Annotated in this window: 13 protein-coding genes; 2 read left to right on the top strand and 11 right to left on the bottom strand. The window is 61.5% G+C overall.

Features of this window, described 5'->3' with window-relative positions; translation table 11 throughout:
• Positions 1 to 55: 55 nt before the first annotated feature.
• The 4 genes from GKC70_RS08665 to GKC70_RS08650 all read right to left on the bottom strand — a co-directional run bounded on the left by GKC70_RS08665 (position 56) and on the right by GKC70_RS08650 (position 8,655).
• Positions 56 to 5,086 (bottom strand): type I polyketide synthase, encoded by a 5,031-nt coding sequence (locus tag GKC70_RS08665; RefSeq protein WP_342651074.1) that lies wholly within the window; start codon positions 5,084 to 5,086, stop codon positions 56 to 58.
• A 52-nt stretch (positions 5,087 to 5,138) separates the two neighbouring features.
• Positions 5,139 to 6,410 carry a condensation domain-containing protein gene (locus tag GKC70_RS08660; RefSeq protein ID WP_342651073.1) on the bottom strand — a complete coding sequence of 424 codons (1,272 nt, stop codon included), beginning with the start codon at positions 6,408 to 6,410 and terminating at the stop codon, positions 5,139 to 5,141.
• Between the two features lie 40 nt (positions 6,411 to 6,450).
• Positions 6,451 to 7,965 (bottom strand): MFS transporter, encoded by a 1,515-nt coding sequence (locus GKC70_RS08655; RefSeq protein ID WP_342651072.1) that lies wholly within the window; start codon positions 7,963 to 7,965, stop codon positions 6,451 to 6,453.
• Positions 7,966 to 8,466: 501 nt separating this feature from the next.
• The gene (locus GKC70_RS08650; RefSeq protein WP_342651071.1) at positions 8,467 to 8,655 is read right to left on the bottom strand and encodes a hypothetical protein; all 189 of its coding nucleotides are present in this window, start codon (positions 8,653 to 8,655) and stop codon (positions 8,467 to 8,469) included.
• 14 nt (positions 8,656 to 8,669) lie between these two features.
• Between GKC70_RS08650 and GKC70_RS08645 the strand changes: the two genes are divergently transcribed.
• Positions 8,670 to 10,205: an NCS1 family nucleobase:cation symporter-1 gene (locus GKC70_RS08645; RefSeq protein WP_342651070.1), complete on the top strand. Its 1,536-nt coding sequence runs from the start codon at positions 8,670 to 8,672 to the stop codon at positions 10,203 to 10,205.
• Positions 10,206 to 10,221: 16 nt separating this feature from the next.
• A complete protein-coding gene (locus tag GKC70_RS08640) occupies positions 10,222 to 10,950 on the top strand; it encodes an aspartate/glutamate racemase family protein (RefSeq protein ID WP_029614983.1) in 729 nt (242 codons plus the stop codon).
• Between the two features lie 68 nt (positions 10,951 to 11,018).
• Here the strand turns inward: GKC70_RS08640 and GKC70_RS08635 are convergent, their stop codons facing one another.
• The 7 genes from GKC70_RS08635 to GKC70_RS08605 form a co-directional block, all read right to left on the bottom strand.
• Entirely contained in the window at positions 11,019 to 11,252 is a 234-nt protein-coding gene (locus tag GKC70_RS08635; RefSeq protein ID WP_342651069.1) for a hypothetical protein, read from the bottom strand.
• Positions 11,253 to 11,876: 624 nt separating this feature from the next.
• Positions 11,877 to 12,536: a hypothetical protein gene (locus GKC70_RS08630; RefSeq protein ID WP_039578861.1), complete on the bottom strand. Its 660-nt coding sequence runs from the start codon at positions 12,534 to 12,536 to the stop codon at positions 11,877 to 11,879.
• A gap of 170 nt (positions 12,537 to 12,706) precedes the next feature.
• Positions 12,707 to 13,045 carry an FKBP-type peptidyl-prolyl cis-trans isomerase gene (locus GKC70_RS08625; protein ID WP_295482234.1) on the bottom strand — a complete coding sequence of 113 codons (339 nt, stop codon included), beginning with the start codon at positions 13,043 to 13,045 and terminating at the stop codon, positions 12,707 to 12,709.
• Between the two features lie 65 nt (positions 13,046 to 13,110).
• Entirely contained in the window at positions 13,111 to 13,518 is a 408-nt protein-coding gene (locus GKC70_RS08620) for a GFA family protein (RefSeq protein WP_342651068.1), read from the bottom strand.
• A 103-nt stretch (positions 13,519 to 13,621) separates the two neighbouring features.
• Positions 13,622 to 14,410 (bottom strand): PhzF family phenazine biosynthesis protein, encoded by a 789-nt coding sequence (locus tag GKC70_RS08615; RefSeq protein WP_342651067.1) that lies wholly within the window; start codon positions 14,408 to 14,410, stop codon positions 13,622 to 13,624.
• A gap of 51 nt (positions 14,411 to 14,461) precedes the next feature.
• Positions 14,462 to 15,400 carry a 2-hydroxyacid dehydrogenase gene (locus GKC70_RS08610; RefSeq protein ID WP_342651066.1) on the bottom strand — a complete coding sequence of 313 codons (939 nt, stop codon included), beginning with the start codon at positions 15,398 to 15,400 and terminating at the stop codon, positions 14,462 to 14,464.
• A gap of 98 nt (positions 15,401 to 15,498) precedes the next feature.
• Positions 15,499 to 15,915: a hypothetical protein gene (locus GKC70_RS08605; protein WP_029614976.1), complete on the bottom strand. Its 417-nt coding sequence runs from the start codon at positions 15,913 to 15,915 to the stop codon at positions 15,499 to 15,501.

Here is a 15,915-nt window from a genome sequence, read left to right as displayed (position 1 = left end):
CTGGTCAGGGCCTGCTGCAACGCCGATACCGTGTCGGATTTCGCGATTCTTTCCACTAGACATTCCCTCCCTTGAATTTTTCCTGAATAGTGGCCAGCTCCCTCAGCAACTCGGCCATCAATGCATCGTCGTCCTCGTCGGCGGTCACATCAGCCACTACGCTTTCGCCGGCAGCGTCCGTGCCGGGCCAAAGTAGCGACTCCAAGTACTCCGCCAACGCGTGGATGGTGGGGTAGTTCCACAAAACCGTCGCAGGCATGCGCACTTGCAGTTCAGCCTGCAGGCGATTGCGTATTTCCACACCTAGCAGAGAGCTGATGCCTAGATCGCTAAGCGGCACGTCATCGGCGATGCACTCGACCGGCTCCTGCAGAAGCGCGGCGACGTAACGTCTGACGACCTCGCTCAACTGCGCATGACGGTCCCGAGCGTCCAGATGCAAGATGTCACGCTGTATAACCGGTCGCAGGGTCCTTCCCAGTGCGGTTGGCCCCCCATAGGCCATGATCGTGGGATGGATGTCGTACTCCCCATAGTCAGCCAATGTCCGCAAGCCCTGCGACAAAGTGATTGCAGGCAGATGCGCGAAGACGTGATCCTCGCCTAACAGCCCGGCCCCCTTGAACGGCCCGAAGCGAACGCTGGTAGCCGGCAGTGCCAAGTTTCGACGGTAGTGCGCCAATCCATCCAAATAGGCGTTGGCACCGGCATAGCCGGCGTAGCCTGGGAAACCCAGGAAACTCGAAACCGAAGAGACCAGCAGGAACTCTCGAACCGGCCAGTGCAGACTCAGACAATGAAGGTTCCACGCACCCTCACGCTTGCCGCTCATCTGCTGCAACAAGGACTCGCTATCCACGCTCCTGAGTTCGCAACCTTCGAGCGTTCCTGCGGCATGGCTGATTCGGGTCAAGGGGCCAAGTTGCCGTGCGCTGCGCTCGACCGCTTCACTCAACGATCGAGCGTCGGCAGCATCCAGATGCTCGACCAGGACTGTCACACCGGCTTTTCGCCAGCGTTGTAAGGTTTGCTCGACCGCTTGCGACGGTGACCGTCGACCGATCAATAGGAACCGCTGCTCGCCTGCGTCGATCCTGGACTGAACCAGCGCCTGACCCAAGGCCCCAAGACCACCTGTTACCAGGTGGAATCCTTCCGCCGCGCCAGGCATGGCGGCGGCCTGCGGGGAGACCGGGTCGATAACCTCGAGCACGGGACTCAGACGCTGTCCGGCTCGCCATACAGACTGCGTCAACGGACAAGCCAGACTGGCCTGTAGAGCGCTCAACCATTGCTCCAAGTCGGGCGAATGTTTGTCCAGACAAGGCAAATCGGTCATGCACAGACGAACGCCATCGAGCTCCAGAAGCGCGGTGCGCAGCACCCCCCACAGGAGGGTCGAGTCAGGCATCACGTCACTGTCTCCAGCGAGCCCATGCGCCCCCACGGTGAACACATGCAACGTGACAGTGGTGCTAGACACCCGATCAACCAGGCGCAAGGCCGCCAAAACAGTCTCAACCAGATTCAGCACGCCCTTTTCAGGCTCCAGCAACAGAAACACATGCTCGATAGCTGCGCAGGCAATAGCTGCAGCCAAACCTTCAAGATCGGGTACACCATCGTCGGCAATGCAAACACAATGGCCAGCGCCCAAGCGCTGTTCAAACAGCGCTCGAAGAGACTCGGGCATACCCCACAGCGCCACCTGTTTTGGGCAGTGCTGGGTATCTCCTGGCTCGAACTCAGCGCGCCAGACCAGGCGATAAGGGGCAGCACGTCGGGACGGGGCCGCCACCGGGCCGTAGACCGTCGGTAACGCCAAGGGTGGCTGCGACAAAGTCGCGCTTGTGCAAAACGTCGACCCGTTCAGGAAGCAACGAACTTCCATCTGCGCCAACAAATGATGAGGGTCATGGCCTTGGAGGTCATCGAACACCCCGGCGGTCCCCCCTATGCCGCCAGCGCAAGACGTCTGCCAATCGGCTTCGGTCAACTCGCAGGCAGCGCGTAGCAGCGCCTGCAATGATCCTCGAGGCAGATCCATCTGGGGCATTTTGCCCGAGAGCGTGCCAATCCGGTAATGAGCGACCATCACCCCACGTTCGCGCAACAAAACCACACAGCCGATCGCCAGTGCCAGACTCTCGAGCCATGGACCGTCGATACCCATCTGCCGTGCTACCTGCAGTACCCGCTGATATCCAGCACGGAACTCATCGAAAACCAGCAACGCATCACGCTGTGAGCTGTGAAGGAACGGCTGGGTCGATATCATCACTACCGCTTGGTCGGTGTTGGATGGTTGGGCGTCATCGATGGCCAACGCTCGCAGCCATTGCACTGCCTGATGGCGGTCGCTGCACACGCTCGCCAGGCGATGGCGCTCGTGACTAGTAGCGGTACGTAACGCCGCGCAGCAGTGTTCGAACGTCACGTCCGGATAATCCTGCAACCAAGCGAGTAGGCTTGTGACCTGTGCCCGGAGCGCCCCTGGACTGTGGGCAGACAACAGCAGAGCGCGTGCCCGACCGTCCACAGCGGGATTTTCCATTGCGAGGTCCCTGAGCACATCAGCCATGGCCCGGTCATCGCACCACCCTCGACGCGCACTGACCCACAGGCCTCGGCGTTGCTCTGTCTGCTTCATGGCAGCCTGCAAGCTGTGTTGCAGCACGGGATGACTGGCGACCTCGACCACTACGCCCGTGCTGTTCAACAGCGATTCGCACAGCGCATCGAACCACCGTATCGGTCGAGCTACAGCCTCGGCCCAGTACTGCGGGACGGGCACTTGCAAAAGACGTCCTCCATTACCGGCGCCAAACAGCGGCAATTGCGGCGCGGTCGGTACAATCTCCTGCAAGGCCTGGCTCAGGGCTGAGTACGCTTGATCATCGGACGCGGCGTGCACACGGACATGCGTGTGGACTCGCCTGAAGGGCGTACCGAGCCCTTGGCAGTGACGCTGCACCGTGGCTAGGGCCTGCTCGCTGCCAGAAATCACCGTCTCCTGCCCGGTATGCTGGATAGCCACGCGCGCATCGATCCGCAATTGACTCAGCAGCGACTCGGTCTGGTCCCACGAAAGCCCGAGCAGCGCCATTTCACCGGGCTGGCTGGCAGCCCAACAGGATTGAGCGTAGATGACGGTCAAAGCGTCCTGGAGACTCAACATTCCAGCGACATGCGCAGCGGCCACTTCCCCGATACTGTGACCGATCACCGCCGCAGGCTTGAGCCCTTTCTTGATCCACAGACGCGCCAACGCCACTTGAATGGCAAAATGGCACGGCCAAGCGATCTCCACACGGCTGAAGTCTTCGGCTTCGTCGTACAACCGTTCCGCCAAGGACCAGCCAGACAAGCCGACGAAGATTTTGTCGCACTGTGCGATAGTCTGGCGCAGTTCGGGGTCCAGCCTCGCAAGATGCAGACCCATGCCCTGCCAATGCCCTCCCTGCCCGGAAAACACCAGCAACGCCGACGACTCTCCTGGGCTCGCCGGCACCACTACCAACTCGCTGGTTTGCTGCAATGGTTCGCAAGATGTCGGCCACTGTCGACTAACGATCACGTGAGCATTGGTGCCGCCAAATCCAAAGGAGCTGACTCCCGCAGTCGGACACGTCGAGCGCCATGGTGTGTTCTGCACCACAGGCTGCAGGGCTAGCCTTGACCAGTCGATCGCTGGATTGGGAACGGCGTAGTGTAACTGCGCGGGAATCAGATCGTACTGCATGGCCAGCAGTACCTTGATCAGGCCAGCCATGCCCGCGGCAGCCTCGCTGTGCCCGATGTTGGTCTTCACCGAGCCGATCAACAGCGCAGAGCGGGTCACATTTCGAGGACAGTAGGCAGCCGCCAACGCTGTGGCCTCGATCGGATCGCCCATGGCTGTGCCAGTGCCATGGGCTTCGACGTATTCGACCTGCTCGGGGGGCACACCGGCCCGCTGCAACGCCTGCTCCAGCAGCGCTTGCTGGGCTTGAAGCGAGGGCGCGGTGAGGCTCGCGTGGAACCCGTTGTTGTTGACCACCGAGGACCTGACCACGCCCCAGATCGGCGACGCCTGAGCCAGCGCGTCGGGCAATCGACGTACCACCACCACCCCGGCGCCCTCCGCGCGAACATAGCCATCGGCAGCGGCGTCAAAGGCATGGCACGTCGAAGTGGCTGACAGTCCGCCAAACTGGCGCATCGCCGTGAAGCTTTGCTCGGCAAGCATCAGATTGACCCCACCGACCACCGCGAAATCACACTCCCCCTGTTTAATCGACTGGCAAGCCAAATGTAGCGCCACCAGGGAAGAAGAACATGCGGTATTGACCGTCAGACTCGGCCCGGTCAGCCCCAGCAAAAAGGAAATTCTGGCGGACAACAAGCTGGTATCCAGGCCGGTTGCGCTTTGTGCGGTCATCTGCTGCGGCGTGATGTGGTGAGCGAAATCGCACCACATCGCGCCAATGAAAACGCCCCCGCGCTGCCCGCGCACCGATGAAGGCGGCATTGCAGCCTGCTCCAGCGCCGCCCAACTGAGCGTGAGCAGCAAGCGTTGTTGGGGGTCCATCTGGGTGGCCTCATGGACACCGAGACCGAACTTCTGAGGATCGAACCGGCCAGGCTGCGTGATGAAACCAGCCACTTCTTCTTCAGCGACATGCCAGCGGCTGTCCCGTTGCTCATCGAAATGGTCGGAACCCAGCGGGCCTACTGCTGTGCGGCCCTCCACCAGCAGCCGCCAGAACGCGTGAATGTCGGCCGCCCCAGGGAAGCAGCAGGCTATACCCACGATTGCCACCGGTACGTTACTGGAACTGAAGCTGGGTACTGCCGATGCAGCCGGAATCGAAGACTCGCCACACAAGTGACGGCACAAGTGTTCTGGCGTTGCAAAATGCCAGAACAGCGTGGGTTCGAGTTCTCGGTCGAGGCGACTCTCCAGCGTGCTGATCAGATCGGTGATGGTGATCGAATCCAGACCGAGACTACCCAGTCGCTGCTGGGCGTCGATCTCGCGCACATTCGCGGCCTGCGCCAACTCGTCCAGCACGATTCGCAGCACGGTTTCATAGGTGCTTTTCATAGCGCTTCCCTTCAAGATTGCCATGAATCCATTTCATGACATGTCCAGCGTTTCAGCAGGCGGCGTGCTCGACCGTGCGCAAGCCTTCAAACAGCGCCTGCGTCCAGGCATGGATTGCCAACTGCCGCTCCAGCCCCGGCGCCGCGTGGACGGTGAGTTTCATTGACTGCTCATAAACTTCGGCCTCAAAACTCAGTGCTAGCTCGGCCAATTGCTCGGGCGCTCTGGGGATGTCGAGCGCCTCAGGCGCTAACCGATAACCCAGTAACCGGCGGCTGGGGCGCTGCGCGTTGACGAAGTTGAAGCCCACGGCCGGAAGAGTGGCGTGCGCGGCTCCCGGCGCTCCCGAAAAGTACCGCACGGCATACGCTTGCGCAGAATCCAACGCTACGCCCAACTCGGCTGCTGCCTTTTGAACATGCTCGCGCAACGTGCAGCGGCACAGATCGAACTGTACGGGGATAGGAAACGAAACGGAGCCCACCAGATCCGTCACGCAGGTGTCCCACTGCCCAACAAAATGCGGACTCACCCACATCATCAGCCCAACACTGCCCGCTGGCTGCAGCCGACTCAACGCGCAAATCCAATGCCCCAACAGCAGATCGGCCACGGTGACCTGCCACTGTCTTGCCTGTCGAGACAACTCAACCAGCGCCTCTGGCTCCAGCAACGCCGTATGGGTGACAAGCTGGCTGCGCAACGTCTGCCCACGGTGCTCCTGGCAAAGCTTGTCCAGAAGTCCTCTTGGAGCAAACTCTTGCATGACCTGCACTGCGCAATGCAGATGTCGCTGTTCAAGCTCCAACGCCAGATGTTGGTAACTGTCGCATCGTTTTGCCCGTTGCGGCTCGCCCTGAGCTGCGGCGAGGTAGGCATGCGACAGGTCGCGCCAGAGAATACGACTGGAAATGCCGTCGCATATCAGGTGATGGAACAGGATCAGCAGACGCTGCTCACCCGTCGCCGTAGATTCGAACAGCACGTACCGCAGCAGTGGTCGTGCTTGCAGACCTTGCGCCTGAACGGTGCGAATCAAGCGATGGATCTGCGCCAGCCTAGTAGCCTCCGATTCGAAGGCCACGATGCTCAACGCAGCGGTGACTGAGTCATGATCGCAATCACCCAGCAGCATTTGCCAACCGTCGGAAAAATGATGAAACTTGGCGCTCAACACCGGGTGCTTATCAAATAAATAAGTCACCGCCGTTCGCAAAAACTCAGGAACTAATTGCTCATCTGGGATAATGAGCTCACCAACGAATAGATGCTCCAAATCACAAGCATGCAGCGAATCGTATACCTGCCCTAGCCGCAGACGCATAATCACTCCCTGATGTTTGGCTAATCCAGACAGTCCTGATTCATTCAATGCAATCAGGTTGCTCCATTGCAGTCGAGTCCTGCCTTCGGAAGTTCATCCATACAACGCTGGCACTGACGATCAATATCAGAATTGCGCCAATCATCACCCAGTGCACAGCCTGCTCGAAGGCCAGTTGGGCATTGTGAGTCAATTGCTCCGCCAGTGCAGGTGGCAACTTCTGCGATGCTGCCAGCGCACGGTCAATGCCGTCCCGAATCTGTGCGGACTCGGCGATCTGTTCCGGGACCACCACCGTCGAGCTATAGACGATCGACATCAATGTGCCCAGTACAGCAATGCCAAGCCCGCCGCCGAGCTCGTATGAGATCTCTTCGGCCGAAGCCGCCATACCTGCTCGCTCCGGCGGTGCACTGGCCATGATGGTGCTTGAAGCGCCCGTCATACTTGCGCCCACACACGCGCCCATTGCGAAGAGCATGACGATTTGCATCCCCAATGAATGGGCGAAGCTGTACATGAATAACCCAATGGTCGCGGCATAGATGAGCAACGCCAGGACCAAGAAGCGATCACAGCGTATCCGCGGCAACAGCCAACCGCTCACCGGCCCGGCCACGATAGCTCCCAGCGACAATGGCAGGAAGTAAAGGCCGGTCTGCAAAGGTGACAGGCCCAGCACCAACTGCAGGCGCTGGCTCAGCACCAGATTGATACCCATCAGACAGCCGGCCGCCGCCAGGCTTGCCAATACGGCAGAGGAAAACGCCGCACTGCGAAAAATACCGAGATCGATCAGCGGATAGCCCCGCTTACGCTGTCCCGCCATAAAGATCCACGCCGTGCCTATGCAGACCACTAGGGCGATGAATGCAGACCACAATGAAGGTTCCGGCTTGGCGAATTCTTTGATCAGATAAGCAAAGCTGATCAAGCTGGTCATCGCTTGCAGAGAGCCCACTAGATCCCAGGGCGCCGCCTCGGCCAAGGGTGCGTTTTCAATCAACCGGATCGAGAGCACCAATGCTACTGCCACAATCGGAACGTTGATCAAAAAGACCGAACCCCACCAGAAATGCTCGAGCAGAGCTCCACCCACCAACGGTCCCAGCGCAGCCCCGCCAGAGGCAACCGCCGTCCACACCCCGATGGCTACGGAACGTTCGCGCTCGTCCGTAAAAATCAGGCTGATGATCGCCAATGTGGCAGGCATCATCGCCGCAGCCCCCAACCCTAAAGCGGCCCTGGCAAAGATCAGAAGTTGCGCACTGGAGGAGAAGGCTGAGAGTAACGAAGCCAACCCGAAAATGACCAAACCACTGACAAACAAGCGTTGATGGCCAATACGGTCACCTAAAGTTCCCGCCCCTAACAGCAAGCCAGCGACAACCAAAGGGTAAATATTGACGATCCACAACTTTTCATTAGTGGAGGCATCGAGTGCATGAGTCAGGGTAGGAAGGGCGATATACAGCACGGTCATGTCAATTGCGACCAACAACAATGCAAATGACAATACGGCCAGCACTAGCCAGCGCCGAGGATTGTGTGACATCAGGTTCTCCTTTCCCTTACTAGCCGACATCCCATATCGGCGTATTCAAAGCAGTCCCGAGCCTAGTCTAGGATTAGTCCTATTGCAAAAAATGATCATGTGTTTTTGTAAAAAATCCTCATACCACTTCAAAATCTCACTTCTGGCCAACCCCGTGTGAGCTTAGAGAGGTGTCTGCGCAGCGTGGGCTGCTTTAAGCCTCCACCGCCTCGAACCCAAGCAAACTTCCGTCACCGCTTGCCTGTCAGCGGTGCACGTTCCGGCCTGCATGCGTGAACACCTTAGAGAGCGTATTGACAGCGAGAATCACCGGTACTCGACACAACATCGAAACGCACCAAAAGAACACAATAGATAGGTAAAAAACCCAAATATTGTGCACAATCGTAACAAGCTAGCTGCAAAATGTGAGACCACCTGGCGAAGACCAGCAAGACAAAAATATAAAATACCTTTTATTTCAACCACTTAAAACTACACTAGACCAACCCATCCCTTTGATCACACCCAGACGATTTCGATGGCACGGAATTCGCAAAACCAGGGTGATTTGTATACAACCTTATAAATCACAATAAACCGCAACGCCTGGCCCAACAGGCCGTTCATGCCCTTCATCAATGATGCGACGCTGTAAGGAGGTGAGAAGGAGCCCATGGGTATTCCGCCTCCTCGCAGCCCCTGGCGCATCAGGAGCCTCCGGAATGAGTAACAGCCTCGACCTTGCCCCTGAACTTTCCGTAGCCAGCACCCAACCCACCGCCACCTCGCTCGACATCCCCGCGAGTCCATGCGAACTCAGCCCACGCCTGCACAATCGCGACCTGGCGCCCACTCGCCTCGAGGGCCGTCGCTGGGGCGGCTACAGCATCTTCGCGTTGTGGACCAACGACGTGCACAACATCGCCAACTACTCCTTCGCCATGGGCCTGTTCGCGCTCGGCCTGGGTGGCTGGCAGATTCTCGTGTCGCTGTCCATCGGCGCAGCGCTGGTGTACTTCTTCATGAACCTGTCCGGCTACATGGGCCAGAAGACCGGGGTTCCCTTTCCAGTGATGAGCCGCATCGCCTTCGGCATCCATGGCGCACAAATTCCCGCCTTGATTCGTGCCGTCATCGCCATCGCCTGGTTCGGCATCCAGACCTACCTCGCCTCGGTGGTGCTGCGCGTGCTGCTGACTGCCGTCTGGCCGCAGCTCGCCGCCTACGACCACGACAGCCTCCTGGGCCTGTCGAGCCTGGGCTGGCTCTGCTTCGTGGCGATCTGGCTGGTGCAACTGGTGATCCTCGCCTACGGCATGGAGATGGTTCGCCGCTACGAAGGCTTCGCAGGTCCGGTGATCCTGCTCACCGTGGCCAGCCTGGCCGCGTGGATGTTCTTCAAGAACGATGCGCGCATCGCCTGGTCGGTGAGCGATCCGCTGACCGGCTACGAGATGTGGCGCAACATCTTCGCCGGCGGCGCGCTGTGGCTGGCGATCTACGGCACCCTGGTGCTCAACTTCTGCGACTTCGCGCGCTCCTCGCCATGCCGCAAAACCATCCGCGTGGGCAACTTCTGGGGCCTGCCGGTGAACATTCTGGTGTTCGCGGTGATCACCGTGGTGCTGTGCGGCGCGCAGTTCCAGATCAACGGCCAGGTGATCGACAGCCCGACGCAGATCGTCGCGACCATTCCCAGCACCCCCTTCCTGGTACTCGGCTGCCTGGCCTTCCTGATCGTCACCGTGGCGGTGAACATCATGGCCAACTTCGTCGCCCCCGCCTTCGTGCTCAGCAACCTGGCGCCACGCCACCTGAATTTCCGCCGCGCCGGGTTGATCAGCGCCACCGTGGCCGTGCTGATCCTGCCGTGGAACCTGTACAACAGCCCGCTGGTGATCGTGTACTTCCTGTCCGGCCTGGGCGCCCTGCTCGGCCCGCTGTACGGCGTGATCATGTCCGACTACTGGCTGCTGCGAAAAGGCCGGGTCAACGTGCCGGAGCTGTACAGCGAACACCCAAGCGGCGCCTACCATTACTCGCGCGGTATCAACCTGCGGGCGCTCGCGGCGTTCATCCCAGCAGCACTGCTGGCGATCGTACTCGCCCTGGTACCGCACTTCCACAGCGTGGCACCGTTCTCCTGGCTGATCGGCGCCGCCACCGCCGCGACCCTGTACCTGCTGATCGCGCCGCGCAATCGCCAATACTTCGACGTCAGCGGCGAAGCCATCGCCGTCGACCACAGCAGTCACTGATCAAGGAAAGTCGTTCATGCGTATTTTGATCGCCAACGTCAACACCACCGAAGCCATCACCGAGGCCATCGCCGAACAGGCGCGCAGCGTGGCCGCGCCAGGGACCGAAATCGTCGGCCTGACACCCTGGTTCGGCGCCGAATCGGTGGAAGGCAACTTCGAAAGTTACCTGGCTGCCATCGCCGTCATGGACCGGGTGCTGGCCTATGACCAGCCCTATGACGCGGTCATTCAAGCTGGCTATGGCGAGCACGGCCGCGAAGGTCTGCAGGAGTTGCTGAACGTGCCGGTGGTGGACATCACCGACGCAGCGGCCAGCACGGCGATGTACCTGGGCCATGCCTATTCGGTGGTCACCACCCTGGACCGCACCGTGCCGCTGATCGAAGACCGCCTGAAGTTGTCCGGCCTGTACGATCGCTGCGCCTCGGTGCGGGCCAGCGGCATGGCGGTGCTGGAGCTGGAGGCCGATCCGCAGCGCGCGGTGCAGGCCATCGTCGAGCAGGCCGAGCGTGCCGTGCGTGAGGACAAGGCCGAGGTGATCTGCCTGGGCTGCGGCGGCATGGCCGGGCTGGATGAGCAGATCCGTCAGCGGACCGGCGTACCGGTGGTCGATGGCGTCAGCGCAGCGGTGACCATCGCTGAGTCGCTGGTGCGGCTGGGCTTGAGTACATCGAAGGTGCGCACCTATGCCACGCCGCGGACCAAGAAGGTGGTGGGCTGGCCTTTGCGCCTGGGGCGCTGACGCACCAAAGCGACGTCAGGGCAACTGACGTCAGCCTTCGGCACGAAGGGTTACTCGCGATTAGCGTGTCAATGCCGACGAAGCATCAGGCAGATACCCATCATCAAGCCCCAGGACTTCCACATGTACAGATCGATGCCGTGATAGAACCACGCTTGGTGAAACAACAGCGTGAAAAGACTGGAGGCAAAGAGAATCGACCCAATTGTTGTTCGCCACGCGGGTGCGGCGATCACACGATCCAGGACCAGCGTGGTGACGATCATTAGCCCTATCTGAAACGGATCCTGGTAGACATTCATGATCTACCATCCAGGAAGAATCCGGTCGTAGAGCGCTGCGGCCCAATTCCTCCGTGAACCGATGCCTCTAGGCCTACCATTACATCTCCGGCATGGAAGGTAGGAAGTCGGGATGAAATTAGAGGCATCAGGCCAGCTTTGGTGAGTACTCCAGCCAGTGGGCCTACCCCGAACGACACAGCACCGGCCACTGACCCCGAGACCACACTCGCAACCGTCCAGCGCTGAGCGTTAAGCTGGTCCGCTTGGACTCTTGTCAGTGGCAATGAAACCGACACCGACATCACGCAAGGCCTATCTCCAGCCTGCATGCGTTCGTACAAATCCTTCACCTTGCTCACCACCTGATATTGATGTGCCCCGGCGGCAGGCACGTGCAAGGTGTTGAGCCAACAGCAGTCCTCAGCCCTGACAGTGAACTCGATGACGTCATAAGTGATCCCGCGGTGCCCCCTATACCGGTAGGCTCGGTCGATTTCCATACACCCTCTCGCTCCAGCCCCGGAAGCGGTCGTCCGGGGAACCGGTGGAAGGTGCCTGACCATCGCCGGAAAACCAGCGAGCCTGAATCGACAGACTGCGTCAGAAAGCTCCGAAAAAACCTGGCGAAGGCGCCCTGATGCCTCAGGTCGGGCAGACCGTGGACCCGCCGTCGAGCTCCTGGCGTACGTTACGGCTGAGCAGCGTGGCCTTGCCGTCGTGCCAAGTGAGGGTCAGCACGTAGAGGGTGTCGAAATCGCCGCCGTCCCAGTCCTCGGTGATGACGCGCTTCTCGCCCAAGGCCTTGCCAGCCACAGCATTGATCAGGTCAGGCAGGTAGCCATGCGACCAAGCGGTGTACACCGTGGCATTGCGGTACTTGGGGCGCAGCAGTTCATCGGCGAGGTCGTCGTAATCGTTGGCGTCGAAGTCGATATTGACCGGCAGCCCCAGGCGAATGGCGCTCGGGCTGATGGTCATGAGCGGGCGGATGTAGCTGAAGCGTCGATCCTCGCTGCCTTCCTCGACATGGCGGGTCGGATTGGCGGCGAACACGTAATCGGCATTGCCGAAGCGCTCCGGCAGCACCGTTGCCAGGTCGATGGCACGGTTCAGGCCCTGGCAGTTCAATTGCCCAAGCCCCTCGCCAGGTTTTTCGGCATGGCGCAGGAAGACCAGGGTCTGCGTGCCGTCACCGCGCCTGTCGTCGCTGCGCACGGCCTCGAACGTGAGGGGTATCAACACCGCAGCGAGGGTCAGGCCGAGCAACAGGTGACGGCGTTTCAGGTAGTGCTTCCACTTCATGGCAGGACTCATTCGGCTAAGGACAAGAGGCCTCCTGCCAGCACCCCATGCCCGGCTGCGGTGCCGAGCAACGGCCGCCCGATGGGGGTTAACATGCCGGCCCTCCGTGGCAGCAGCCATGTTGGACCCAGGATGTTGCCGAATTACGTCATCCAGGTAACAACAAGACATCATTCGTCGCGGGTCAGCACCTCGAGCAACTCGATGTCGAAGGTCAAGTCCGCGTGCGGCGGGATGCGGCCGACGCTGCGCTCGCCATAAGCCAGCGCCGCCGGCACCTGCAAGCGGCGCTTGCCGCCCACGCGCATGCCCATCAGGCCCTGGTCCCAGCCCTTGATCACCCGGCCGGTGCCGATCACGCACTGGAAGGGCTTGCCGCGCGACCAGGAGGAATCGAACTCGCTGCCGTCGGCCAGCCAACCGGTGTACTGGGTGGTGATCAGCGCGCCCTTGACCACGGCCTTGCCGTCGCCTGGGTGAAGATCGGTGATGTGCAGTTCCTGAGTCACAGGCTGGCCCTCTTTGCCAAATACGAAGGCCGCTCTTTTCTCAGGAAAGCAGGGTTTTGACAAGCTCAGCTGTACATCGCCTGGATCTGCTCGCCGGTCAGTTGCTGGGTCTGATTGGAGAAGCAGTACCAGGACGGACGCTCATCGGCATAGACCTGCAGGCTGAATTGCCAATCTTGCGCCCCCTGCAGCATGCCCACCGGGAAGAAGTACTCGTCCTTGCCAGTCAGCCGGTAGAACAGGTGGGTGCCACACTGGCCACAGAACCCACGCTCGGCCCATGCCGACGACCGATAGACCGCAGGTGCCGCGCCTTCGAAGACCGGCGCCTGGCTGCCATGGGCCACGAGCATGGGGCCACCGCCCCAGGTGCGGCACATGCTGCAGTGGCAGGCACTGACGTCAGGGTTGTCGAGGGTGGCGGTGAAGTGGATCGCGCCGCACAAGCAGGCGCCTTGCCGGGAGAAAGACATGAAAGCGATGCTCCGTGTCGAGGGGAACGCGAAGTATAGCGGTGATCGTCTCGCTGCTTGGTCGACCCAGATCAAGCAGCCGCAGCGATCACCGCCGTGCGTTTCAGATGAATACCGTCCCGCGCAGATACAACGCGGCGCGACCGCTGATGATCACGCGCCCGTTGCCCGGCACCTCGCACTGCAACTGCCCCTTGCGCGCCCCGCCCTGCTCGCAGTCGAGCACGCGCTTGCCCAGGCGCTCGGACCAATAGGGCGCCAGGCTGGTATGCGCGGAACCGGTCACCGGATCTTCATTGACGCCCACCCGTGGCCCGAACCAGCGCGTGACGAAATCCCAGTCTCGTCCCGGTGCCGTGACCGCGATACCGCGCACCTCGAAGGCCGACAACGCGGCGAAATCAGGCTGCAACGCCTCGAGCCGCGCAGCGTCGTCGATCACCACCACGAAATCGTCCGAGCGGTACAGTGCGCGGGCGCCGGGCAGCCCCAAAGCGGACAACAGGCCGTCGGGAATGTCCACCGGCTGCGGCTGCTTGGCCGGAAAATCCATGGCCAGCAGGCCATCGGCACCGCGACTGACGCGCAGTTCGCCACTGCGGGTGTTGAAGCGCAGCACCTCGGCCTGCTCGCCCAGTTGCTCGAACAGCACCCAGGCCGCAGCCAGCGTGGCATGGCCGCACAGATCGACCTCCACGGCAGGGGTGAACCAGCGCAGGTCGAAGGCTTCGCCATTGCGCACGAAATAGGCGGTTTCCGAGAGGTTGTTTTCCTCGGCGATACGTTGCAGCAGGTCGTCCGCGAGCCAAGCGTCGAGCGGGATCACGGCCGCCGGGTTACCACCGAAGGGTTCGGCCGAAAAGGCATCGACCTGAAACATCTCGAGTTGCATGCACACACTCCTTGTCGCCCCACAGTGCGCGGGCGGGATCGAACGATAGGCTTACAGGGTCACCGGCGTCAGCACCGGCTCGCCGGCGAAGAACGCCTGCAAGTTGCGCAGCACCAGCGCGACGGTATCGCGCGCCGCTTCCGGCGACTGGCCGGCCACATGCGGGGTCAACACGGTGTTGGGGAGGGCCTTGAGGGCCTCCGGCACGGCGGGCTCGTCGTCGAACACATCCAGCGCCGCCCCGGCGATGCTGCCCGCGCGCAACGCCTGCACCAGCGCCTCGGTATCGACCACGCTGGCACGGGCGATATTCACCAGATAGCCCTGGCTGCCCAACGCCGCGAGCACCGACGCATCGACCAGATGCCGGGTGCCCGGGCCACCGGGGGTGGCGATCACCAGGATGTCGACCGCCTCGGCCAGCCGCTGCGGACTGTCGTACCAGGTGTAGGGCTGCTCGCGACGCGGCGTGCGGCTGTGATAGCTCACGCGCATGGCGAAACCCTGCGCAGCGCGTTGAGCGATGGCTTGACCAATGGCGCCAAGACCGATGATGCCCAGGCGCTTGCCGCTCACCGAGGGGCTGATCAGCCGGTTCCATTCGCCACGTCGGGTGCTGGCGTCGGCCTGGGGAATGCCGCGCAGCAGGGCCAGCAGCAAGGCCATGGCATGATCGGCCACGGGCCCGGCATTGGCGCCTGCGCCGTTGGTGACGGTAATGCCGCGGGCTTTGGCAGCGGCCAGGTCCACCTGCTCGTAGCCGGCGCCGATCACACAGATGATCTGCAGGTGAGTCAGGGTATGGATTTCAGCGGCGGTCAAGCCCAGCGGACCGCGCGTGAGGACGGCATCGATGTCGGCGGCATGCCGCGCGATGGCCTCGGCGCGCGACTGCGGGGTCTTGGCGTGGATCAGCCGGTAGCCGGCGTTTTCGAGCAACGGCAGATAGTCATCGACGGTTTCCACCAGCACCAGAACAGTCTTGCTCATGCCACCCTCCGCTTCGGTTTGGAGGGCGATTATGCCAGCTTGCGCGCACGCTGTTCACCTGCCGATGCCGGGGCTGCGGGGCCCCGGCCTGAAGTGCATCACTGCCCGAACGCGCGCCCCAACCCGCCCGGCACGCCGCTGGCATCGGTGCTTTGCCACGGCCCGTTGGGGCTCAGCGACCAGCTCCAGCCTTGGTCGTAGCGATAGTAGGTGCGCTGGCGGTAGAAGGTGTTGGGCTGCTTGTCGAGCACGTACACCCCCAGCTTGGGATCCCAATGGCTGGCGCCACCGGGCGGCGGCGCGAAACTGGCGGAAGTGCGTGGCAGCGGCTTGGGAATACCGCTGGGCGCGCTCGCCGGTGCAGCAGGCTTGCCGCCAGGCAGCGGCTTGACCACAGGCCCCTGAGGCGGCGTCTCCAGTGGCGGCAACGGCTCACGCTCGGCCGGCTGATGCCCGGTACAGGCGGACAGTCCCAGCGCCAGGGTAATCAGGGTCAAGCGTACGCAGCGGTTCAT

Origin of the sequence: Pseudomonas sp. REB1044, assembly GCF_038813925.1 — a bacterium.
Lineage (GTDB): Bacteria > Pseudomonadota > Gammaproteobacteria > Pseudomonadales > Pseudomonadaceae > Aquipseudomonas > Aquipseudomonas boreofloridensis.
The sequence above is the reverse complement of the archived record's forward strand: the minus strand, read 5'-3'. Positions and strand labels throughout refer to the sequence as shown.

Bases quoted from the DNA above. Each gene is read 5' to 3' on its own strand.
- GKC70_RS08665 (WP_342651074.1), bottom strand. From the start codon at position 5,086: ATGAAAAGCACCTATGAAACCGTGCTGCGAATCGTGCTGGACGAGTTG.
- GKC70_RS08660 (WP_342651073.1), bottom strand. From the start codon at position 6,410: ATGCGTCTGCGGCTAGGGCAGGTATACGATTCGCTGCATGCTTGTGAT.
- GKC70_RS08655 (WP_342651072.1), bottom strand. From the start codon at position 7,965: ATGTCACACAATCCTCGGCGCTGGCTAGTGCTGGCCGTATTGTCATTT.
- GKC70_RS08650 (WP_342651071.1), bottom strand. From the start codon at position 8,655: ATGCGCCAGGGGCTGCGAGGAGGCGGAATACCCATGGGCTCCTTCTCA.
- GKC70_RS08645 (WP_342651070.1), top strand. From the start codon at position 8,670: ATGAGTAACAGCCTCGACCTTGCCCCTGAACTTTCCGTAGCCAGCACC.
- GKC70_RS08640 (WP_029614983.1), top strand. From the start codon at position 10,222: ATGCGTATTTTGATCGCCAACGTCAACACCACCGAAGCCATCACCGAG.
- GKC70_RS08635 (WP_342651069.1), bottom strand. From the start codon at position 11,252: ATGAATGTCTACCAGGATCCGTTTCAGATAGGGCTAATGATCGTCACC.
- GKC70_RS08630 (WP_039578861.1), bottom strand. From the start codon at position 12,536: ATGAAGTGGAAGCACTACCTGAAACGCCGTCACCTGTTGCTCGGCCTG.
- GKC70_RS08620 (WP_342651068.1), bottom strand. From the start codon at position 13,518: ATGTCTTTCTCCCGGCAAGGCGCCTGCTTGTGCGGCGCGATCCACTTC.
- GKC70_RS08615 (WP_342651067.1), bottom strand. From the start codon at position 14,410: ATGCAACTCGAGATGTTTCAGGTCGATGCCTTTTCGGCCGAACCCTTC.
- GKC70_RS08610 (WP_342651066.1), bottom strand. From the start codon at position 15,400: ATGAGCAAGACTGTTCTGGTGCTGGTGGAAACCGTCGATGACTATCTG.
- GKC70_RS08605 (WP_029614976.1), bottom strand. From the start codon at position 15,915: ATGAACCGCTGCGTACGCTTGACCCTGATTACCCTGGCGCTGGGACTG.